The 22,008-nt window shown below is 71.8% G+C and carries 21 protein-coding genes and 1 pseudogene; 6 read left to right on the plus strand and 16 right to left on the minus strand.

From position 1 onward, the window contains the following. Nucleotides 1-49: 49 nt before the first annotated feature. The gene (locus OHA84_RS08980; RefSeq protein ID WP_266972291.1) at nt 50-772 is read left to right on the plus strand and encodes a gamma-glutamyl-gamma-aminobutyrate hydrolase family protein; all 723 of its coding nucleotides are present in this window, start codon (nt 50-52) and stop codon (nt 770-772) included. Nucleotides 773-1,062: 290 nt separating this feature from the next. Here the strand turns inward: OHA84_RS08980 and OHA84_RS08985 are convergent, their stop codons facing one another. Next, the gene (locus OHA84_RS08985; protein ID WP_053677005.1) at nt 1,063-1,980 is read right to left on the minus strand and encodes a LysR family transcriptional regulator; all 918 of its coding nucleotides are present in this window, start codon (nt 1,978-1,980) and stop codon (nt 1,063-1,065) included. Between the two features lie 70 nt (nt 1,981-2,050). Between OHA84_RS08985 and OHA84_RS08990 the strand changes: the two genes are divergently transcribed. Beyond that, entirely contained in the window at nt 2,051-3,175 is a 1,125-nt protein-coding gene (locus tag OHA84_RS08990) for a TDT family transporter (RefSeq protein ID WP_053677004.1), read from the plus strand. Nucleotides 3,176-3,190: 15 nt separating this feature from the next. Here OHA84_RS08990 and OHA84_RS08995 read toward each other — a convergent pair whose 3' ends face one another. Further along, entirely contained in the window at nt 3,191-3,934 is a 744-nt protein-coding gene (locus OHA84_RS08995; RefSeq protein WP_053677003.1) for a helical backbone metal receptor, read from the minus strand. A gap of 4 nt (nt 3,935-3,938) precedes the next feature. Further along, entirely contained in the window at nt 3,939-4,583 is a 645-nt protein-coding gene (locus OHA84_RS09000) for a helix-turn-helix domain-containing protein (RefSeq protein WP_371591333.1), read from the minus strand. A 161-nt stretch (nt 4,584-4,744) separates the two neighbouring features. On the opposite strand from OHA84_RS09000, the gene OHA84_RS09005 reads away from it, so the two are divergent. The 4 genes from OHA84_RS09005 (at nt 4,745) to OHA84_RS09020 (ending at nt 9,408) form a co-directional block, all read left to right on the plus strand. After that, entirely contained in the window at nt 4,745-5,650 is a 906-nt protein-coding gene (locus OHA84_RS09005; RefSeq protein ID WP_266974113.1) for a 5'-3' exonuclease, read from the plus strand. Nucleotides 5,651-5,699: 49 nt separating this feature from the next. After that, entirely contained in the window at nt 5,700-6,545 is an 846-nt protein-coding gene (locus OHA84_RS09010; protein WP_053677001.1) for a siderophore-interacting protein, read from the plus strand. 286 nt (nt 6,546-6,831) lie between these two features. After that, complete coding sequence (locus tag OHA84_RS09015) at nt 6,832-8,388, plus strand: serine hydrolase (RefSeq protein ID WP_266972285.1); 1,557 nt, start codon at nt 6,832-6,834, stop codon at nt 8,386-8,388. A 36-nt stretch (nt 8,389-8,424) separates the two neighbouring features. After that, nucleotides 8,425-9,408: a pseudouridine synthase gene (locus OHA84_RS09020; RefSeq protein WP_053678724.1), complete on the plus strand. Its 984-nt coding sequence runs from the start codon at nt 8,425-8,427 to the stop codon at nt 9,406-9,408. Between the two features lie 63 nt (nt 9,409-9,471). Here OHA84_RS09020 and OHA84_RS09025 read toward each other — a convergent pair whose 3' ends face one another. The 13 genes and pseudogenes from OHA84_RS09025 to OHA84_RS09085 form a co-directional block, all read right to left on the minus strand. After that, on the minus strand, nt 9,472-10,122 hold the full coding sequence (locus OHA84_RS09025) for a TetR/AcrR family transcriptional regulator (RefSeq protein WP_266951265.1): 651 nt from the start codon (nt 10,120-10,122) through the stop codon (nt 9,472-9,474). A gap of 91 nt (nt 10,123-10,213) precedes the next feature. Further along, nucleotides 10,214-13,051: an RNA helicase gene (locus tag OHA84_RS09030; protein ID WP_266972282.1), complete on the minus strand. Its 2,838-nt coding sequence runs from the start codon at nt 13,049-13,051 to the stop codon at nt 10,214-10,216. A 99-nt stretch (nt 13,052-13,150) separates the two neighbouring features. After that, nucleotides 13,151-13,534 (minus strand): annotated as a pseudogene (locus tag OHA84_RS09035) (sphingosine kinase); the annotation flags it as partial. A 34-nt stretch (nt 13,535-13,568) separates the two neighbouring features. Further along, nucleotides 13,569-14,525 (minus strand): twin-arginine translocase subunit TatC, encoded by a 957-nt coding sequence (gene tatC / locus OHA84_RS09040; RefSeq protein WP_053678729.1) that lies wholly within the window; start codon nt 14,523-14,525, stop codon nt 13,569-13,571. A 56-nt stretch (nt 14,526-14,581) separates the two neighbouring features. Continuing rightward, nucleotides 14,582-14,878, minus strand: a complete 297-nt coding sequence (gene tatA / locus OHA84_RS09045) for a Sec-independent protein translocase subunit TatA (protein WP_053678731.1) — start codon at nt 14,876-14,878, stop codon at nt 14,582-14,584. 197 nt (nt 14,879-15,075) lie between these two features. Further along, nucleotides 15,076-15,276, minus strand: a complete 201-nt coding sequence (locus tag OHA84_RS09050; protein ID WP_266972279.1) for a hypothetical protein — start codon at nt 15,274-15,276, stop codon at nt 15,076-15,078. A 25-nt stretch (nt 15,277-15,301) separates the two neighbouring features. Next, nucleotides 15,302-15,574 (minus strand): hypothetical protein, encoded by a 273-nt coding sequence (locus OHA84_RS09055; protein ID WP_078998915.1) that lies wholly within the window; start codon nt 15,572-15,574, stop codon nt 15,302-15,304. Nucleotides 15,575-15,589: 15 nt separating this feature from the next. After that, on the minus strand, nt 15,590-16,558 hold the full coding sequence (locus OHA84_RS09060) for a YafY family protein (protein WP_053678736.1): 969 nt from the start codon (nt 16,556-16,558) through the stop codon (nt 15,590-15,592). 45 nt (nt 16,559-16,603) lie between these two features. Then, complete coding sequence (locus tag OHA84_RS09065; protein WP_053678738.1) at nt 16,604-17,563, minus strand: YafY family protein; 960 nt, start codon at nt 17,561-17,563, stop codon at nt 16,604-16,606. A gap of 151 nt (nt 17,564-17,714) precedes the next feature. Next, on the minus strand, nt 17,715-18,095 hold the full coding sequence (locus tag OHA84_RS09070) for an FKBP-type peptidyl-prolyl cis-trans isomerase (protein WP_053678740.1): 381 nt from the start codon (nt 18,093-18,095) through the stop codon (nt 17,715-17,717). A 69-nt stretch (nt 18,096-18,164) separates the two neighbouring features. Further along, nucleotides 18,165-19,169 carry an FKBP-type peptidyl-prolyl cis-trans isomerase gene (locus OHA84_RS09075; RefSeq protein ID WP_266972276.1) on the minus strand — a complete coding sequence of 335 codons (1,005 nt, stop codon included), beginning with the start codon at nt 19,167-19,169 and terminating at the stop codon, nt 18,165-18,167. 130 nt (nt 19,170-19,299) lie between these two features. Further along, the gene (gene pafA / locus OHA84_RS09080; protein WP_053678744.1) at nt 19,300-20,661 is read right to left on the minus strand and encodes a Pup--protein ligase; all 1,362 of its coding nucleotides are present in this window, start codon (nt 20,659-20,661) and stop codon (nt 19,300-19,302) included. 58 nt (nt 20,662-20,719) lie between these two features. Next, the gene (locus tag OHA84_RS09085) at nt 20,720-21,982 is read right to left on the minus strand and encodes an MFS transporter (protein WP_371591334.1); all 1,263 of its coding nucleotides are present in this window, start codon (nt 21,980-21,982) and stop codon (nt 20,720-20,722) included. Nucleotides 21,983-22,008 lie beyond the last annotated feature (26 nt).

Consider the following 22,008-nt stretch of genomic DNA (forward strand, 5'->3'; position numbering starts at 1 on the left):
CGGTACGGGTCCGTCGCACCACCCCGGAACCACCCTGGAGGTAGCACCCGTGCCCAGGCCGCTCATCGGCATCACCACCTACGTCGAGGAATCCACCCGCTACAACGTGTGGGACCTCCCGACCGCCCTCGTCCCCTCCGGGTACTACGAACTCGTCCAGGCGGCGGGCGGCGCCGCGGTACTGCTGCCGCCCGACGAACCGGGACGCGCGGCGGAGGTGCTGAGCCGGATGGACGGCCTGGTCGTCGCGGGCGGCCCGGACGTCGACCCCGTCCACTACGGCGCCCCCCGCGACCCCCGTACGGGCGCACCCGCCACGGTCCGCGACGAGTGGGAGTTGGCCCTCATCAGGGCCGCCCTGGCCGCGGACCTCCCGCTGCTCGGCATCTGCCGGGGCATGCAGGCGCTGAACGTGGCCCTGGGCGGCAGCCTGATCCAGCACCTCGACGGCCACGTCCACACCCCGGGCGCCATCTCCTCGCACCCGGTCCGCCCGGTCGCGGGCACCCGGTACGCGGCGCTGGTGCCGGAGGAGGCGGACGTGCCGACCTACCACCACCAGGCCGTGGACCGCCTGGGCCAGGGTCTGATCGTCTCGGCCCACGCCCTGGACGGCACGGTGGAGGCCATCGAACTCCCCGACCCGGACCGCTGGGTCGTGGGCGTCCAGTGGCACCCGGAACGCGACAAGGACACCCGGGTCATGGCCGCCCTGATCACGGCGGCCACCCCCACCGAGACCCTCACCACCACCCCCCTGGCCCACGTCTGACCCCACCCCGTCCGCCCCCGCGCCCGCCCCATCCAGCCCCGCCGGCGTTTGAGGCGCGGGGATCCGCCCCCTCCGGCCCCACCCTCCAGCCCCGTTCCAGCCCAGCCCCGTTCCAGCCCAGCCCCATCCCAGCCCCGCCGGCGTTTGAGGCGCGGGGGCCCGGGGGCGGAGCCCCCGCAACGGCGCCGCGCCGGGGGCACCCCCGGCACCGCGCCCGGGGTCACACCCCGGCGAGCCCGGGGGCTCGGGGCCCGGGCCCCCGGGGCAACCCGCCCACCCCCGGCCAGGGGTCAGGTCCGGGTCAGCGCCAGCAGATCCCGCGCGGGCCCCGCCGGCCGCGCCCCCGTCGGCCACACGGCCCGCAGCTCCCGGTCCAGCGCCGCCCCGGCCACCGGCACCTCCACCAGCCGCCGTGCCCCGAGTTCGTCCCCCACCGCCAGCTCCGACAGCACGCACGGCCCGGCCCCGCTGAGCGCCGCCGCCTTCACGGCGGTCGTGGACGCGAGTTCCAGCAGGGGCGCGGCCAGTCCCCCGCATCCGGTCAGCGCCGCGTCCAGTACCTGCCGCGTCCCCGAGCCCCGTTCCCGCAGGATCAGCGGGGTCGCCGCCAGTTCCTCCGCCGGCACCGGCCTGGTGCGCCGTGCCCAGGGGTGGCCCGGAGCGACCGCCACCACCAGCCGGTCCTGCGCGATGGCCACCGAGTCCAGTCCGTCCGGTACGGAGAGTCCTTCCACGAACCCGAGGTCGGCCTCGTGCGCGAGGACGCGTTCGGCGACGTCGGCCGAGTTCCCGGCGTGCAGCGACACCGCCGTCCCGGGGCGTTGCCCCCGCAGCGCGATCAACCAGCCGGGCAGCAGGTACTCCGCGATGGTCATGCTCGCCGCCACCCGCAGCCGCGAGTCCCGCCGCCCGCGCAGCGCCTGCGCGCCCGCGTCGAAGGCCTCGGCGGCCTCCACGACCCGCCGCGCCCAGTCGGTGACCAGCGCGCCTTCCGCCGTGAGCGTGGACCCGCGCGGGGAACGGTCGACGAGTGCCACGCCCAGGCGGGTCTCCATGGCCCGAATGCGGCTGCTGGCGGCGGGTTGGGTGATGCCCAGCCGCCGGGCGGCCCCGCTCAGGCTGCCGACGCGGGCGACCGCGAGCAGCAGTTCCAGCGCGCCCAGATCCGGTACGCGGTGCGCCAGCGGAACCCACTCCTCGTTACCCATAAGGTCAGTTTATGACCTCATAGGACAGTGGCCTCTGCCGGTCGGTGCCGCCCGGCGCGACGCTGGACCCATGGTCACCACCCTCGTACCTCCCCGCACCACCGCCGCTCCCGCGCCCCGGGCCCACAAGGCCCCCGCGCTCCGGCACCTCGGCCCGAACTGGTACGCCTCGGTCATGGGTACGGCGATCGTCGCCAACGCCGGCGCGACCCTGCCCTACCAGCTCCCCGGCCAACGCGTGGCCTGCCAACTCGTCTGGGCGCTCTCCGCCGCGGCCCTCGCCGTGCTGCTCACGGCGCGTGCCGGGCACTGGCTGTACCACCGCGACCAGGCCCGCGCCCATCTCCTGGACCCGGCCGTCGCACCGTTCTACGGGTGTCTGTCGATGGCGCTGCTGGCCGTGGGCGGCGGCACCCTGATCGTCGGCAAGGACCTGATCGGCACGGAGGCGGCCGTCGCCGTCGACGCCGTTCTGTTCACCGCCGGCACGGCGATCGGCCTGCTGATGGCGGTGCTCGTCCCGTACCTGATGGTGGTGCGTCACAAGGTCGAGCCGCGGCAGGTCACCCCCGTGTGGCTGCTCCCCCTCGTCGCCCCGATGGTCTCCGCCGCGCTGGGCCCCCTGCTGATACCCCACCTGCCCGCCGGCCAGGCCCGCGAGGCCATGCTGTTGGGCTGTTACGCGCTGTTCGGCCTGAGTCTGCTGGCCACCCTGCTGATGCTGCCGTTGATCCTCGGCCGACTGATCACGAGCGGTCCGCTGCCACTGCTGCTGACCCCGACCCTGTTCCTGGTCCTGGGCCCCCTCGGCCAGTCCACGACCGCCGTCAACCAGCTCGCGGACATGGCACCCGGGGCGATCGGCGCCCCGTACGCGGGCGCCCTCGGGGCCTTCGCCGTCGTCTACGGGGTGCCCGTCATGGGCTTCGCCCTGCTGTGGCTGGCCCTGGCCGCGGCGATGCTGGTCCGGGCCGCGCGGGGCGGCATGGGGTTCGCGATGACCTGGTGGGCCCTGACGTTCCCGGTCGGCACCTGTGTCACCGGCGCCGCCGGCCTGGCCCGCCACACCGGGCTGACCGCCTTCGCCTGGCTGGCCGCGGCCCTGTTCCTGGTCCTGCTGACCGCCTGGGTGACGGCCGCCGTCCACACGCTGCGCGGCCTGTACTCGGGCCGGCTGCTGCGCGCCCCGCGCTGAGCCCCGGGCCGGCCGTCAGCGTGCGGCGCGCAGGGCCCGCGCCAGTACGGCCGGCGCCTCGGCCAGAGAGGGCCCGTACCAGGTGAGGTGCCGTCCGCTGACCAGCGCGGCGGGCAGGCCGGGGAAGGCCTCGGGCCCGTCGGACGCGGTGAAGCGGTACGGCTCGTCGGGCAGCACCACCAGATCGCAGCCGGCCCCGGCCAGTTCCTCGACCGGGATCCGCGGGTACCGCTCCGCGTGTCCGGCGTACGCGTTGCGCACCCCGAGCCGGGCCAGCAGGTCCCCGGCGAAGGTGTCCCGTCCCAGCACCATCCAGGGCCTGCGCCACACCGGCACGAAGGCCATCCGCCGCCCCACGGGCTCCACGCTCGCCCACGCGGCCTCCGCGTCCGTCAGCCATCGCGGCCGGGCCAGTCCCAGCGTCCCGACGAGCAGCCGGTCCAGTTCGCGCAGCGCCTGCGGGAGGTCGCGGATCTCGGTGACCGACACCGGTACCCCGGCTGCCCGCAGCGCGGCCAGGTCCGGCGCCCGGTTCTCCTCCTCGTTGGCGATGACCAGGTCCGGGCGGAGCGCGACGATCCTCGCCACGTCGGGGTTCTTGGTTCCCCCGATCCGCACCACGCCCGCCTCGTCGAGGTCGGCGGGGTGCGTGCACCAGTCGGTGACCCCCACCAGGCGTCCGGGCGCGCTCACCGCCACGGCCTCGGTCAAGGAGGGCACGAGCGAGACGACGCGCGAGACCGCGCGGGACGCGCCCACCGGTTCAGCGCCCCGGGGAGGGCGGCTCGGAGGTGGCGTGGATGTGCTCGCCCACCGCCACGACCAGGATCCGGGTGTCCTCGGTGACGGCCCGCCAGCGGTGGCGCACGCCGCCGGACAGGAACAGCGCGTCGCCGCTCTCCAGGCGGTACGCCCGGCCTTCGGCCTCCACCTGGCAGGCGCCCGCGACCACGTACATCAGTTCGTCGTTGCGGTGCTGGTACTCGCGGCCCGCGTCCTGGTCCCCGGTGAACTCCAGCGCGTGCAGTTGGTGGTGCCCGCGCACGAGCGGACGGACTCCCGGGACCGGGGTGAGGCCGGAGTCGTCTCCGGCCCGTACGAGATCCACGGTGCGCGCGGTGTCGGAAGCGGCCAGCAGCTCCACGGCCGTGGTCCCCAGCGCGTCCGCGACCCGTTCCAGGGAGCGCATGCTGGGTCGGGCGCGCTCGTTCTCTATCTGGCTGAGGAAGGGGACGGACAGGCCGCTGCGCGCCGACACCGCGGCGAGGGTGAGCTGGAGCGCGCGGCGCCTCTTGCGCACGGCCACGCCCACCCGGAGCGGTTGGTCCTTGGAGTCCTTGTCCTTGTCCTTGTCCTTGTCCTTCTCGTCCTTGCCGTCCGTGTCGACCTTGCCGTCCTTGTCGTTCATGGCGGGGCTGCCCTCCCCTTGTCCGTCGGACGCACATCGGTGTGCTGTAAGCACCTTACGCAGCAACCGGCCCCGGATTCGCGTGCACGGCTCGACCCGTCCTCGGCCGCGGGTCGTCGGACGGCTGCGGCATCATCGTCAGCGTGACGACACGACGCCTGATGCTCCTGGACACCGCCTCCCTCTACTACCGCGCCTACTTCGGTGTGCCGGACTCCGTGAAGGCCCCCGACGGCACCCCGGTCAACGCCGTGCGCGGGCTGCTCGACTTCATCGGCCGGCTGGTCCAGGACCACCGTCCCGACGACCTGGTGGCCTGCATGGACGCCGATTGGCGACCCCACTGGCGGGTGGAGCTGATCCCGTCCTACAAGGCCCACCGGGTCGCGGAGGAGACCGCGACCGGACCGGATGTGGAAGAGACCCCGGACACCCTCGCGCCGCAGGTGCCGATCATCGAGGCGGCGCTGGACGCGTTCGGGATCGCCCGGGTGGGGGTCGCCGACTACGAGGCCGACGACGTGATCGGCACCTTGACGGCGCGGGCGACCGGCCCGGTGGACATCGTCACCGGCGACCGGGACCTCTACCAGCTGGTGGACGACGCCAAGCGGCGCCGCGTGCTGTACCCCCTCAAGGGCGTGGGCACCCTCCAGGTCACGGACGAGGCCTGGCTGCGCGGGAAGTACGGGGTGGACGGTCCCGGGTACGCGGACCTGGCGCTGCTGCGGGGCGACCCGAGCGACGGCCTGCCGGGCGTGCCGGGGATCGGCGAGAAGACGGCGGCCAAACTGTTGGACGCGTACGGGAACCTCGCGGGGATCATCGCCGCGATCGACGACCCGACGTCGGGCCTCACCCCCACGCAGCGCCGACGGCTGGATGAATCCCGGCCATATCTGGCGGTGGCCCCGAAGGTCGTCCAGGTCGCCTCGGACGTCCCGCTGCCCGCCTTCGATCCCGCGCTCCCGGCGGATCCCGCGGATCCGGAGATGGTCGACGCATTGGCCCGCCGGTGGGGTCTTGGTGGAGCCGTATCGCGCCTGGGAGGCGCGCTGCGCCCCTGAGGTGCTAACTTAGGTAATCCTAAGTTTCTGGGGAGTCAGGGGAGACGCCGTGGCAGAAGGACGCGCCCGCACAGTCGGCACCGCTGTCGTCGTACACACCGAACGGCTCACGCCGCACATGGTGCGCATCGTGCTGGGCGGTGCGGGTCTGGCCGGTTTCGGCGCGGGCGAGTTCACCGACCACTACGTCAAACTCCTGTTCGCACCGGACGGTGTCACGTACACCGTGCCGTGGGACCTGAACCAGATCCGCTCCGCGCACCCCAGCGAGGAGTGGCCGCGTCAGCGCGCGTACACGGTGCGCTGCTGGGACCCGACACACCGCGAGCTGACCCTCGACTTCGTCGTCCACGGCGACGAGGGCCTGGCCGGCCCCTGGGCCGCCCGCGTCCAGCCGGGCGAACTCGTCCGCTTCCTCGGGCCGGGCGGCGCCTACGCCCCTGCCGAGGACGCGGGCTGGCACCTCCTCGCGGGCGACGAGAGCGCCCTGCCGGCCATCGCCGCGACGATGGAGCGGATGCCGGCCGGGGCCCTGGTACACGCCTTCATCGAGATCGACGGCCCGGACGACGAGCAGAAGATCGCCACCCCCGACGGCATCGTCCCCGTCTGGCTGCACCGCGGGAACCGCCCCGTCGGCGAGGCCCTGGTCGAGGCGGTCACCTCCCTGCGGTTCCCCTCCGCCGACGTCCACGCCTTCGTCCACGGCGAGGCCGGTTTCGTGAAGGAGCTCCGCCGCCACCTGCGCGTCGAACGCGGCATCCCGAGGGAACGTCTCTCCATCTCCGGCTACTGGCGCCTGGGCGAGACCGACGAGGGCTGGCGCGCGATCAAGCGCGACTGGAACGCCAAGGTCGAAGCCGAACAGGAACTCCCCACCCCCGCCACGGTCTGACCCCCGGGGCCCCCGCCAGACCCCGACCACATCCAGCCCCGCCGGCGTTTGAGGCGCGGGGTCCGGGGCCCGGCCATACCCAGCCCCGCCGGCGTTTGAGGCGCGGGGCCCGGGGCGGAGCCCCGAAAGCCCGGCGCAGCCGGGGCCGCTCCGCGCAACGGCCCCGCGCCAGACCCGCCCCGCGCCCGGAACGCCCCGGCAGGCCCCCGCACGCCGCCCCGCCCACCCCCACGCCCGGCCGGCGGGCCACCGCGCGCCCCCGCCCGTCCGGCGGGACAATGACCCCATGCGTACGCTCCGCGTGCTCGGCGCGGCAGGGGCTGCCGTGATGCTGGCCACCGCCGCCACCGCGACCACCGCCGCGGGAGCGACAGCCGCACCGAGCCCCCCGTCGCCGAAGCCCCGACTGACCGACGCCGCCGTCGACAAGGCGGTGGACCGCCTCGACGCCACCGTCACGGACATGATGAAGCGCACCGGCGTCCCGGGGGTGTCCGTGGCCGTGGTCCACAACGACGAGGTCATCCACCTCAAGGGCTTCGGACTGCGCCGGACCGGCGAGAGCGCGAAGGTCGACCCCGACACGGTCTTCCAGATCGCCTCCCTCTCCAAGCCCGTCTCCTCGACGGTGGTGGCCGGCGCCCTGACCACCCCCGACGAGTGGGACCGGCACGTCCCGCTCCCCGGTTTCTCCCTCAAGGACCCGTGGGTCACCGACCACGTCTCCACGGCCGACCTCTTCTCGCACCGCAGCGGCCTCCCCGACCATGCCGGGGACCTCCTCGAAGACCTCGGCTACGACCAGGCGTACATCCTCGATCACCTGCGCCTGGAGCCCCTCACCCCCTTCCGCGCGAGCTACGCGTACACCAACTTCGGGTTCACGGCCGCCGCCGAGGCCATCGCCCGGGCCCACGGCACCAGCTGGCAGAAGCTCGCGCGGGACACCCTCTTCAAGCCGGCGGGCATGACGCGCACCAGCACGGAGTTCGCCGCCTTCGAACGGGCGACGGACAAGGCCGCCACCCACGTGAGGAACCCCGACGGCACCTGGAGCCCGCGCTTCGTCCGCGACCCGGACGCCCAGTCCCCGGCGGGCGGGGTCAGCTCGACGGCCCGTGACATGTCCCGCTGGCTGCGCCTCCAGCTGGCCGAAGGCACCCTCGACGGCCGGCGCGTCGTCCCGCGGGACACCCTGGCCCGTACCCATGTCGCGGAGATCGTCTCGCAGCCGCCCGCCACGCCCACCGCGACGACCGGTTTCTACGGTCTCGGTTGGAACGTCTCCTACGACCAGGCCGGACGGCTGCGTCTGAGTCACTCCGGCGCCTTCGAACTCGGCGCCAACACCAACGTGACGATGCTTCCCTTGGAACAGCTCGGGATCGTCGTCCTGACCAATGGCGCCCCGGTCGGTCTCGCCGACGCCGTGGCCCTGGACTTCTTCGACTTCGCCGAACACGGCAAGGCCACAACCGACTGGCTGGCGCTGACCGGGGCCCTGTACGCGCAGATGGACGCCGCGGGCCGCTCCCCCACCGACTACGCCCACCCGCCCGCCGGCGCGAAGCCGGCCCAGGAGGACGGCGCGTACACCGGGACCTACGACAACCCCTACTACGGCGAGGCCACCGTCACCGCCAACCCGGACGGCGACGGGCTGACCCTCGCCCTCGGGCCGAAGCCCATGCGTTTCCCGCTCACCCACTACGACGGCGACGTGTTCAGCTTCGAGACCGTCGGCGAGAACGCCGTGGGCCGTACCGGGGTCACGTTCTCCGACGGCACGCTCCGCGTCGAGTACCTGGACGCCGACCACCTGGGCACCTTCACCGAGCAGTAGCGGCAGCGGCAGCGGCAGCGCCTAGGCTGGAGCCCGATGAAACGGAACATCCCGCCCGCGCCCCTGCCCCAGGTCTCCGGCATCGATCCGGTACGCCTGCGGCTTCCCCCCGACCCGGAGGGGATGTGGCCGGATCTCGGCACCTACCTCACCGCGCGGTACGCGGGAACCCGTGGGGCCGAGTCGATGGCGCGGCTCCTGCGCGACGGCCGGGTGCTCGGCGTCGGCGGGCGGGTGCTGCGCCCCGAGGACCCGTACGAGGCGGGCGGCTTCCTGTGGTTCCACCGGGACATGCCGACCGAGCCCGTGGTGCCCTTCCCGATCCGGGTCGTGCATCGGGACGCGCACCTGCTGGTCGTGGACAAGCCGCACTTCCTGGCGACCACCCCGCGCGGCAGCCACGTCACCCAGACCGCCCTGGCGCGGTTGCGGGCGGAGTTGGACCTGCCGACGCTGAGCCCGGCGCACCGGCTGGACCGGATGACCGCCGGACTGGTGATGTTCAGCATCCGTCCCGAGGACCGCGGGGCGTACCAGTCGCTCTTCGAGCAGCGGAAGGTCTCGAAGGAGTACGAGGCCCTCGCCCCGCACGATCCCTCGGTGGAGCTGCCCCGCACCGTTCGCAGCCACATCGAGAAGGTCCGCGGGGTGATGGCGGCCGTGGAGCTCCCGGACATGCAACCCAATGCCGAGAGCCGCGTCGAGCTCGTCGCCGTACGGGGCGACCTGGGCCGCTACCGGTTGACTCCGCACACCGGTCGGACCCACCAGCTGCGGGTGCACATGAACCGCCTGGGCCTGCCGATCCTCGGGGACCCGGTCTATCCGGTGGTCGCCGCGGCGGCGGATCCGGGCGACTACCGTCGACCGCTCCAACTCCTCGCGCGGAAGCTGGAGTTCACCGATCCCGTCACCGGTACGCCCCATCGCCTGGAGAGCGGGCTGAGCCTGCGCGCCTGGGACGACCGGGCGGGCTGGGAATCCGATCCCGGAGCCGCCGGACCCGCGCAGGGCGCCTGACACGCCCGACCCGACCGACCGCCACGCCCGCCCCGGCACTTCGCGCCAGGGCCGCGCCGGCGTTCAGCGCTCCACGCCCGCGATCCGCAGGGCGGCATCGGCCGCGGCCTCCGCGAAGGTCGCCATCGGGCGCGCCGGATCGGAGCGGCGGATGAGCATGACGCCCTCGATCAGCCCGAAGACGAGGTCGTTGCGCAGGGTCAACCCGGCCCTGTCGTCGACCAGTTCGGTGTCGACCGAGGCGGAGTACAGCAACTCCAGGTAGACGTCGCGCAGTTCACCGCGCATCCGGTGGAACCTGGCGAACCGGTCCCCGGCGACCTCGGGCAGCAGGTACAGCGCGCCCAGGTTGTACGGCGCCCCGCACAGCAGCATCACGTCCGAGCGGCACAGCTCCCACAGTCGGTGCGCCGCGGGCCGGCCGCTCTCGGCCGACAGTCGGCGGGCCAGCGCCAGTGAGGGCGCCACCGTGGATTCCAGGAGTTCGGCGAGGAGTTCCTCCTTGCCGCCGAAGTAGTGGTACATCGTGGCCTGGCGCATTCCGGCCCGCTCGGCCACCGCCCGTGTGGTGGTGGCCCCGTACCCTCGCGCCGTGAACAGCTCGGCCGCCGCGCGCAGGAGTTCCTCGCGCGGCGGCCGGCCGCTTTCCGGTCTCAGTTGATCGGCGCGAGGCCGACCGACCCGTCTCGGTCCTTCGTCCGTTCCCCCACTCATGCGATCGATCGTCGCACAGGACACGTCGAATCGATCATGGCAAGAGATGAGATCCGGCCATCCCGACTCTCGGAGGAAGCCCCAAAAGTGTCTAGCTGATGGAGCTGTATGCCACTACACCCCGAAGGAGTGCGTCCACGGCCTTACGGGCGTTTCGCGCCACGGTGCTCCCGCTGTCCGAGGACGACGGGGCCGCGGCGGCGATCTGCCCCAGCACGTCGATGACCTGCTTGCACCAGCGCACGAAGTCGCCGGCGGGCATCTCCGCCTCGCGCAGCACCTCGTCCAGGCTCTTGTCGGAGGCCCACTGGTAGGCCGCCCACGCGAAGCCGAGATCCGGTTCGCGCTGGCCCACCCCCTCCGCCTGGTTGATGCGGTGCTCCTCTTCCAGCGCGTCGAGCCGACCCCAGATCCGGATCATCTCGCCGAGCGCCGCCTTCGCCGCGCCGCCGGGCACCTTGGGCGCCACCGCGTCGTCGGCCTGCCGGGATTCGAACACCAACGCCGAAACGCAGGAGGCGAGTTCGGCCGGGGAGAGACCTTCCCAGACCCCCTCGCGCAGGCATTCCGACGCCAGCAGGTCGAGCTCCCCGTACAGCCGGGCGAGCCGCTTGCCGTGCACGGTGACCTCGTCCTCGCGCAGGTAGTCCAACTCGGTGAGCAGGGCGTGGATCCGGTCGAAGGTGCGGGCGATGGTGTTCGTCCGCCCCTCGATCCGCCGCTCCAACTGCTGGGTGTCCCGCTGGAGTCGGTGGTAGCGCTCGGCCCAACGGGCGTGGTCCTCGCGCTCGTCGCAGCCGTGGCACGGGTGTGCCCGCAGTTCGGTGCGCAGCCGGGCGATCTCGCGGTCGTCGGCCGCGGCGGCGCGGCCTCGCCGCTGACGCTCCGGGCTGACGTGCCCGGCCTTGCTGCGCAGCGCGGTCGCCAGGTCCCGACGGGACTGCGGCGAACGGGGGTTGAAGGTCTTCGGGATCCGCATCCGGTCGATCGCCTCGACGGGCACCGGGAAGTCGATGGCGGCGAGCCGCTTGACCTGGCGTTCGGCGGTGAGCACCAGCGGGCGCGGGCCCTCGGTGTACTCGTGTCCGCGATGCCCGTTGGAGCGGCCGGCGGGCACGCCCGGGTCGAGGACCAGCGCCAGTCCGGCGAACTTGCCGGTCGGCACGTGGATGATGTCGCCCGGCTTGAGCTTCTCCAGCGATCCGGCGGCCTGCGCCCGGCGCTGGGCCGCGCCCTGCTTGGCGAGTTCCGTCTCGCGGTCCTTGAGGTCGCGGCGCAGCCGCGCGTACTCCTCGAAGTTCCCCAGGTGACAGGTCATGCCCTCCTGGTAGCCCTGGAGTCCCTCCTCGTTGCGCTGGACCTGCTTGGAGATGCCGACGACCGAGCGGTCCGCCTGGAACTGCGCGAAGGAGGTCTCCAGGAGTTCGCGCGAGCGGTGCCGCCCGAACTGCTGGACCAGGTTCACGGCCATGTTGTACGAGGGCTTGAAGCTGGAGCGCAGCGGATAGGTGCGGGTGCCGGCGAGTCCGGCGAGGGCCGCCGGGTCCATGCCCCGCTGCCAGAGCACCACCGCGTGACCCTCGACGTCGATGCCGCGCCGGCCGGCACGCCCGGTGAGCTGCGTGTACTCACCCGGGGTGATGTCGGCGTGCTGTTCGCCGTTCCACTTGACCAGCTTCTCCAGGATGACCGTGCGGGCGGGCATGTTGATGCCCAGCGCGAGGGTCTCGGTGGCGAAGACGGCCTTCACGAGGCCGCGGACGAAGAGTTCCTCGACGACCTCCTTGAACTTCGGCAGCATGCCCGCGTGGTGTGCGGCGATGCCCCGCTCCAGGCCTTCCAGCCACTCGTAGTAGCCGAGGACGTGCAGGTCCTCGCTGGGGATGGTGGCGGTCCGTGCCTCGACGATCTCGCGCACCCGCAGGCGCCCGGCCTCGTCGTTGAGCCGCAGCCCGGCGTAGAGGCACTGCTGGACGGCGGCCTCGCAGCCGGCCCGGCTGAAGATGAAGTTGATGGCGGGGAGCAGGTCGTCGTTGCCGAGCCGGCCGATGACCTCGGGCCGGCTCGGGGTCCAGATCCGGCTGCGGGAACGTCGCTCGCGCTCACGGTCGGCCTCGCGGACCATCTTGCCGCGCCGCCGGTCCTTCGGGTTGTACGTGCGGCTGTTCTCCTCGCGCGCCATGCGCAGCAGGTCCGGGTTGACCTCGCGGCGGCCGGAGCCGCGACCCCCGTGGTCGGACTCCTCCTCGAAGAGGTCGTACACCCGGCGGCCGGCCATGACGTGCTGCCACAGCGGAACGGGCCGCTCCTCGGAGACGATCACCTCGGTGTCGCCGCGCACGGTGTCGAGCCAGTCGCCGAACTCCTCGGCGTTGGACACGGTCGCGGAGAGGGAGACCAGGGTCACCGACTCGGGGAGGTGGATGATGACCTCCTCCCAGACGGCTCCGCGGAACCGGTCGGAGAGGTAGTGCACTTCGTCCATCACGACGTAGCCGAGGCCGCGCAGCGACCGGGAGCCCGCGTAGAGCATGTTGCGGAGCACCTCGGTGGTCATGACGACCACGGGCGCCTCGGAGTTGACGCTGTTGTCGCCGGTCAGCAGGCCCACCTTGTCGGCGCCGTAGCGCTTGACGAGGTCGGCGTACTTCTGGTTCGACAGGGCCTTGATGGGCGTGGTGTAGAAGCACTTGCGGCCCTGCCGCAGGGCGAGGTGCACGGCGAACTCGCCGACGATCGTCTTGCCCGAGCCGGTCGGCGCGGCGACGAGAACGCCCTTTCCGGCCTCCAGTGCCTGGCATGCCTCGACCTGGTACGGGTCCAGGCCGAATTCGTACATCTCGCGGAAGGGTGCCAGGGCGGTGGCCTCTTCGGCGGCGCGGATCCGGGCAGCGGCGTAGCGCTCCGCGGGTGAGAGTTCTTCGGTCATCTTGTCGTCGAGCCTACCCGCCGGCCCTGACAACAGTCGCGATCTTTACGACGAGTACGGGTGGCCGGAACGGGCCCGGTCGGATCGGCGGGACACCCCCTACGTGAGGAGCCGCAAGGCCGCCGGTACGCACTCGGCCGTCACCGGCAGCGGCCCCAGCGGCTCGCCGTCCGCGTAGGCGGTGATGCCGGCGGCCTCCAGGGTGACCTTGGAGGCCCGGTGGACGGTCACCTTCGGGTGGCCGAGATGCGTCCCTTTGTAGACCTGCGGTAACACCTTGAGCAGGGTGCCCCGGCCGCAGTCGCCGACCACGGTGACGTCGAACAGTCCGTCGTCGGGCACCGCGTCCGCGCAGATGCGCATGCCGCCGCCGTAGGAGGAGCTGTTGCCGACGGCCACCAGCGTGGCCTCGGTCTCGATGACGGGCCCGCCGTCGAGGGTGATCCGGTACGGGAAGGGGCGGAAGGACGCAAGCTCCGCGAGGGGCGTGCGGCCCCGGTGGTCCGGGGCCCGACCGTCAGGTCGCGTCGTCGTAACCGTTGATCTGTCGGCGTCCGCCGTCTGCCTGCTCCGGCAGTGCGGAGGCGGCGGGCGCGGAGCCCACCGCGCCGATCGGGGCGGGGGTCAGGTCCAGCTCGGCTGCCTCGTCGTCGTCGAGGCCCGCGTCGGGGTTCTTGCGCCTGCGCCTGCGGTCGTTGATCAGGCAGATACCGAGCGCGATGAAGTAGAGGGCGACGATCGGTGCGGCCAGCGACACCATGGTCAGCGGGTCACCGGTGGGCGTCGCGAAGGCGGAGAAGATCGTGATGCCGAGGACCATCACCCGCCACCAGCTCGCCAGACGCTTCGCGGTGAGGACCCCGGTGAAGTTCAGCAGGATCAGCAGCAACGGCAGTTCGAAGGCGAGGCCGAAGACGACGACCATCCGCGTGACCAGGTCGAGGTAGTCGTCGACCGGCAGCAGGTTGCGCGCGTGATCGGGGGTGAATTCCAGCAGGATCGTCGCGGTCTGCGGAAGGATCTTGTACGCGAGGACCGCGCCGGCGCCGAAGAGCGGCGCTCCGACCGCGACGAAGCTGATCGCGTACTTCTTCTCGTGGCCGTGCAGGCCGGGGGCCACGAAGGCCCACAGCTGGTAGAGCCACACCGGGGCGGAGAGCACGATGCCCGCGGTGAGCGAGACCTTGAGGGCGATCGAGAACGGCGCGATGAGGCCGTTCACGGTCATGTCGGCGCAGGGGCGGCCGTTGCGCTGCGACACCACCCCGTCGGTGCAGCCGACGGAGCCCAGCATCGGCTTCAGCATGAAGTCGATGAGGTCCTTGTAGAAGAAGGCCGCGACGCTGGTGATCAGAATGATCGCCAGGACCGACTTCAGCAGGCGGTTTCTCAGCTCACGCAGGTGCTCGACAAGAGGCATGCGCCCTTCGGCGTCCTTGTCCGCTTTCTCCTGCTTGCGGGCAGACTTGAGCAACCCACGTCCCTCGTCTCGATGCAGATGACTGGCGTGACCGGTGTGGCCGTCGGCCGTCAGCCCTGGGTGGTGCGGTTCGGCTCGGTGACCGGGCGCGAGCTGGTGACGTCACCGGGCGCGGCCTGGATCGTGCGCGGCGCGACCGGCTGGGCGCCGGCCTGGTCGGCGACCGTGGCGGCGGTGGCCGCGTCGTCGGGCTCGCCGTCCTTCTTCATGGCCTTCGCCTCGCTCTTGAGGATGCGGGCCGACTTGCCGAGGGAGCGAGCCATCTCGGGGAGCTTCTTGGCACCGAACAGCAACACGATGACAGCGATGATCAGAAGGATCTCAAGGGGCTTCAGATTGCCGATCATGTGTGTCTTCCTTACTCACCGAAACGGCTGGTTGTGGTGGCGGGTCACGCCGGACGAAGATCCGCCGCGCCCTCCTGCAACGATCGTAACCCCCGGGGGTTAACGCCCGGCAATCCCCCGGCGTCTCCCCGCATCCGTGCGCACGGGTGAGGGGACCGACGGTACGGGTCCCGACCCGCGGTTTCCATGGGCAGGGGTTACGGGAGTGTGGCGCGTCCCGTGCGGGCCAGATCGCTCGCGGCCCGTTCCAGGTCGCCCGAGGCCTCGGTGATCCGGCGGCTGGCGTCGGCCACCTGGCCGGACAACCGCCGGACCTGCACGAAGACTCGTACGGCCAGCACGCCGAGAACGGCGACACCGAGGAAACCCAGGGCAATTGCGAGCATCGGCCACAGCATGGGACGAGCCTAGGCCACGACCGGCTCAGACACTGCGCAGGGTGCTCACTCCGCCACCCGTCAGCAGCTCCACGATCCGTTCACCGGCGGGTTTGCGGACGGAAGCGCCGCACTCGGGGCACGTGAACGAGTAGAAGGTGGTCCGCCGACTGCCTCCGATGGCCAGTCTCAGCGCGCCCGCCCCCAGCTCGAACCGGGCCCGGCACTGCGGACAGCCCGCCTTGAAGGTGACCGCGGCGGGCGCCGCCGCCGAATCCGCCGGGCCGGACCCCGGCACCGGCCCCGATGATGGCGACATCGCTCCCCGCTCCCCCTAGCCCTGTTCCCCGTACCCCGCGAGCGCCTCTCCAGCCGCCTTCCGCGCGCTGTCCGCCAGCTCCGGCGGCGACACGATGCGCCCCTCGCGGCCCAGCCGCAGCGCCAGCCGGCGCAGCGAGGCCGGGTCCGGGCTGCGCAGGGTGATCCGCAGACCGCCCTCCGCCAGCTCCTCGGCGCTGTCGTGCGGGTAGTACTCGGCGACCCAGCGCCCGCCCGGGCCCACCTCGACCACGACCTCCGGGTCCTCGGCGGCCGGCTGGACCAGCCCCTCGGACAGGTCGCGCGGCTCGATCGCGGGCGGGTCGGACCGCTCGTCCAGGAGCGTGATCTCGGCGACCCGGTCCAGACGGAAGGTCCGCCGGGCCTCCGAGAGGTGGCACCACCCCTCCATGTACGTGTGACCCACGGCGAACAGCCGGATCGGGTCCACCGTGCGCTCGGTCAGCTCGTCCCGCGCGGGCGAGTAGTACCGCAGCCGGACCCGGCGCCGCTCGGCGATGGCGCGGTCGACGTCCGCGAAGACCCCGCCCTCCGACTCGAAGGTCACCGACAGCCGGGAGCTCGCGCCGGCGACCTCGCCCGCCGCGGCCTCCAGCTTGGCCGTGGCCCGCAGCAACGCGTCCCGGTCGCTCTCGCGCAACCCCGGAAGGGTGGCCACCGCGCGGGCGGCGACCAGCAGCGCGGTCGCCTCGTCGGCGGCCAGCCGCAGCGGCTCGGCGGTGGACTCCCCCGACGCGTCGGGGTTGCGCCACCAGATGCGCTCCCCGTCGGTGTCGATGTCGAGCAGGTCCCCGCCCCGGAAGCTGGTGCCGCACATGGGCAGCACGTCGAGGTCCGAGATCAGCTCGTCCTCGGTGATCCCGAAGGCGCGCGCGACGTCGGCGACGTGCGCTCCGGGGCGTTCGCGCAGATACGTCACCAGGGACAGCATCCGGCGGGTCTGGTCAATGGCGTTCGCAGCCATGCTGGTACGTCTCCCCCTCAGGGCGGTTCTGGCGAATGTTGCGGTTCAGCCCTTGGCGACGGCGCGCAGCCGGTCCACCACGTCGGCCCGCAGGTCCGCGGGTCCCAGCACCACGACGTCCGGGCCGAACTCGACCAGCCAGGCGTCCAGCCCGTGCCCGTACGGGATCTCCAGCTCGTCCCAGCCCTCGGCCACGCCCTCGCGCACCCCGGTGGCCTTGGCCCGCAGCGGATAGCCGGCCCCGGTACGCAGCCGGATCAGCGCGGAACGATCGGCGCTCTCGCCGGCCCAGCTCGCGACGGTCTCCCGCACGGTCACCACGTCCGGCACCTGCGCGGTGTACTTCGCCGCCCGGGAGCGGACCTTGCCGGTGATCCGGGAGAGCCGGAACACCCGCTCCGCACCGCGGTCCCGGTCGAAGCCGGCCAGGTACCAGTGACCGCGCCAGCACTCCAACGCCCACGGCTCGACCTGACGGGTCTCGGGCCTCGCCGCGGTGGACTTGCGGTAGTCGAAGACCACCGGCCGCCGGTCGCGGCACGCCAACATCAGCGGCTCGAAGGCCGCCTCGTGCACCGGGATCCGCGGCTCGATGGCACTGTGTTGACCCTCGTACGGGTCGCCCGCCTCGGGCATTCCGCCCGCGCGCAGCTTCTGCAGTGCGCCGCTGGCCGCGCCCGCCAGACGGGCCTGCTGCCAGACCTTCGCCGCCAACCCGAGGGCGGCGGCCTCCTCGGCGTCCAGGGAGACCGGCGGCAGCCGATTGCTGTCCCGACGGGCCAGATAGCCCGTGTCACCGTCCAGGTTCTCCACCGTCTCGATGACCAGGCCGAGTTCCCGCAGGTCGTCCTTGTCCCGTTCGAACATCCGGTTGAAGGATTCGTCGTTGCCGGCTTCCATGTAGGCCTCGATCGAACCGCGCAGCTCACGCTTGCTGAGGGGCCGTCGGGTCCCCAGCAGACACAGCGCCAGATTCATCAGCCGCTCGGCCTTGGCAATCGCCATCGACGCCCTTCCGCCCTTCTCGACGCACACCCCCGGCGTACGCGTACGCGCACGGCCTCGTGACCGTTGACCGTACCGTCCCGGCGGTCCCCCGCAAAAGCGAGGGCCCCCGCCGTCCGGCGGGGGCCCCACAACTGTCACGACCGAGGGATCAGGCGTCCATCAGGTCACAGACGAAGATCAGCGTCTCGCCCGGGGCGATCAGGCCGCCACCCGCGCCGCTGTCCCCGTACGCGAGGTGCGCGGGAATGGTGATCTTGCGGCGGCCACCGACCCTCATGCCCTGCACGCCCTGGTCCCAGCCCTTGATGACCTGACCGACACCGAGCTGGAACGCCAGCGCGGAACCGCGGTTCCAGGAGGCGTCGAACTCCTCGCCGGTGGAGAACGCCACGCCCACGTAGTGGACCTTGATGAACGCACCGACCTTGGCCTCGGCGCCGTCGCCCACCCAGATGTCCTCGATCACGAGATCGGCGGGGGCATCGCCCTCGGGGAAGTCGATCTCGGGCTTCTCAAGCTGGTCACTCACGGAACTGCTCCTCAAATCTACGAACCGGGGCCCCTCCCGGCCTGAACCGGGAAGAGGACCGAACCAGTCTTACACTGCTCCGACGATGTCCACGACGAAGGCCAGCGTGGAGTTGGCCGGCAGGTCCTCGCCCTTGGCCTGGTCCTTGTAGGCCATCTCCGGCGGAATCACCAGCAGGACGCGGCTGCCGACCTTCTTGCCGACCAGACCCTTGTCCCAGCCCTCGATGACCTGCCCCTTGCCGATCGCCGTCGAGAACGGCGAGCCGGTCTTCCACGACGTGTCGAACAGCTTCGCGGCATCCTTGCCCTGGTTCGGCGCCCACGCGGCACCGCTGTACTGCATGTAGACGGTCTGGCCGTTCTTGACCTCGGGACCCTTGCCCTCGATCAGGACCTTGTCGACCAGCTCCTTCGGAGGGTCGTTCTTCGGGATCGTGATCGTGGCGGCCTCGTCCTTGTCCGCCTTGACCTGGGGCAGGTCCGAGGGGATCGGCGCCTGCGTGCCCTCGGCCTTCTTCGGCAGGGTCGAGTCGATGTCCATCACGAAGACCAGGTTGTCGGCCGGACCGACCCCCAGCTGCGGCTGACCCTTGTCACCGAACGCGGCCGCCGGAGGCGCCACGACCAGCACACGGCTGCCGACCTTCTTGCCCACCACGGACTCGCTGAACAACGGCAGGATCTCCGGAGAACCGGCGGTGACGACGATCGACGCACCACCCTCGTCGTAGGACCCGTTCAGGTCCTTGCCGCCCTTCCAGACCTTGCCCGTGTACTTCGTGACGACGAGATCGCCCTTCTTGATCTCCGCGCCCGACCCCTCCTTGACCGTGCTCACCACGAACTTGCCGCTCGGGTCGCCCTTGGGGACGGTGATCTCCGCCTTCTTCCCCGCCTCACCCGCCACGGTGGGCATCGGGTCCGCGGAAGCGACCGCCTTCGGTACCGAGGGCTGCGAGGCATCGGCCGACGGAGACGCGGAATCCTTCTTGTCCTTGTCGTCGCCCCCTCCACAGGCCGCGGTGAGCATCAGAGCCGGCACGATGAGCGCGGCAGCAAGTCGGCGTCGCACAGTGGTCCTCAGGGTCGCTGGAATGGTCCGTCGTAGCGGCCCACTCTACGGCCAACCCCCTCGCCGACAAGGCGGCGCCGTGCGAAGGGCCCCGCACGCCACTGCGCACGGGGCCCTCCACCGCCGGACATCACATCCCGGCGATCAACTTCTCCACCCGATCGTCCACCGACCGGAACGGGTCCTTGCACAGCACCGTCCGCTGCGCCTGGTCGTTCAGCTTCAGGTGCACCCAGTCGACCGTGAAGTCCCGCCTCTGCTCCTGCGCCCGGCGGATGAAGTCGCCGCGCAGCCGGGCCCGGGTCGTCTGCGGGGGCACCGACTTGCCCTCGAAGATCTTCAGGTCGTTGCAGATCCGCGCCGCCTGCCCCTTGCGCTCCAGCAGGTAGTACAGACCGCGCCGACGGTGGATGTCGTGGTACGCGAGGTCTATCTGGGCGACCCGCGGGTTCGACATGGTCATGTTGTGCTTGGCCCGGTACCGCTCGATCAACTGGTACTTCATGACCCAGTCGATCTCGGTCCCGATCCGGTCCAGGTCCTCCGCGTCGATCGCGTCCAGCGTGCGACCCCACAGCTCCAGGACCTGATCGACGACACCGGTGCGGATACCCCGCCGCTCGGCGAAGTCCACGGCCTTGTCGTAGTACTCGCGCTGGATCTCCAGGGCCGAGGCCTCACGACCGCTCGCCAGGCGCACCTTGCGCTGCCCCGTGATGTCGTGGCTGACCTCGCGGATGGCCCGGATCGGGTTCTCCAGGGTCAGGTCCCGCATCACGGTGCCCGCCTCGATCATGCGCAGCACCAGATCGGTGGCCCCGACCTTGAGCAGCATGGTCGTCTCGGACATGTTCGAGTCACCGACGATCACGTGCAGTCGCCGGTACCGCTCGGCATCCGCGTGCGGCTCGTCCCTGGTGTTGATGATCGGCCGGGAACGCGTCGTGGCGGAACTGACGCCCTCCCAGATGTGCTCGGCCCGCTGGCTGACGCAGTAGACCGCGCCCCGAGGGGTCTGGAGCACCTTGCCCGCGCCACAGATCAGCTGGCGCGTGACGAGGAAGGGAATGAGGATGTCCGCCAGACGGGAGAATTCTCCGTGCCGCGCCACGAGATAGTTCTCGTGGCAGCCGTAAGAATTGCCCGCCGAGTCGGTGTTGTTCTTGAACAGGTAGACGTCGCCCGCGATTCCCTCCTCGTGCAGGCGGCGTTCGGCGTCGACGAGCAGGCCTTCGAGAATGCGCTCGCCGGCCTTGTCGTGGGTGACCAGTTCGATCAGGTTGTCGCATTCGGGAGTTGCATATTCCGGATGCGAACCCACGTCGAGGTAGAGGCGGGCGCCGTTCCGCAGGAAGACATTGCTGCTGCGGCCCCATGACACAACACGGCGGAAGAGGTAGCGCGCCACTTCGTCAGGAGACAGTCGGCGCTGTCCCCTGAACGTGCACGTGACGCCGTACTCGTTCTCCAGCCCGAAAATGCGGCGGTCCATGACTGAACATTACGCCTTCTGCCCTCTTCTGAAACCGGGTTCGCCGGCGCCGTTCCGATCAGTTTCTGATCAGAGGGTCCGAGGAGCCCTCCTCCGAGCCCTCCACGACAGCCCCGCCGGCGCCCGCCACGACCCCGCCGCGCACCGGGGCGGCGAGCACCCGCTGAGTGGCCATCAGCACCACCAACGCCGCCGCGCCGGCCACACTCGCCACCGCGAAACCGGCCCTCGTGTCACCCAGTTCCACCGCCGGCCCGGCCACCGCCGTACCGATCGCCGCACCCACCCCGAAGAAGGTCACCAGCCAGGAGAACGCCTCCGTCACCGTGCCCCGCGGAGCGTGCCGGTCCACGACGATGAACGCGCACGCGATGGCGGGCGCCAGGAACACCCCCGCCAGCGCCGACAACGCCGTCATGCCCACCGGCCCCGGCGTCAGCATCAACGGCAGATAACAGACCGCGAGCAGCGCCACCAGCATCCGCAGCCGCCGCTCCGCAGCCCCCGCCCACTGCCGGGCCCCGTAGACCACACCGCCCACCAGCGCGCCCAGGCCCAGGGCCGCCATCAACCAGCCGTACACCGCCTGACCGCCGTGATCGTCCGCGTACGCCACACCGGCCACCGTGATCGAACCCAGCGCCGTACCGACGAAGAAGAACGCGCCCAACAGCGCCAGCAACCCCCGAGAGCGCAGCGCACCCAGCCAATGGGCCTCCCGCGGCGCGGAACGCCACGTACGAGAGGGCTCGGAGACCACCACGGACAGCGCGCCCAACACACCGATGCCATTGATCACCAGCAGCGCGACCGCCGGGTCCCACAGCGCGACGAAGAGCGTCACCAGCAGCGGACCGACCGTGAACATGACCTCCTGCGCCACCGCGTCCATGGCGTACGCCACGTGGACCCGCTCCTCCTTGCCGCCGAGCACCCCCGGCCACAGCGCGCGCAGCCCGCCCTCCAACGGAGGCGTGAACAACCCCGCCACGACCACGGCCGCGTAGGCCACCGCCACCGACCCCGTCCCCGCGAGCGCCAGCCACACCATGCCCAGCGCGGACACCACCGCGGCCGGCAACTGCACGCGCGGCTGCCCGTACAGGTCCACGGCCCGACCCAGCAACGGCTGCCCCACCGCGTTCGCCACCCCGTACGCCGCCGCCAGCGCGCCCGCCAGGCTGTAGCTGCCCCCCTCGGCCCGGGTGAACAGCACGATCGCGATGGCTGCGGTGCCATTGGGCAACCGCCCCACGAGCGTGCCCACCAACAGCCTCGCGGCGTGCCTGGTCTTGAGCAGCTCCGCGTAACCCGCGGCCATGTCCGCCCCCTCCTGCCCGGAACCAG

This window comes from Streptomyces sp. NBC_00513 (genome assembly GCF_041431415.1).
GTDB lineage: Bacteria > Actinomycetota > Actinomycetes > Streptomycetales > Streptomycetaceae > Streptomyces.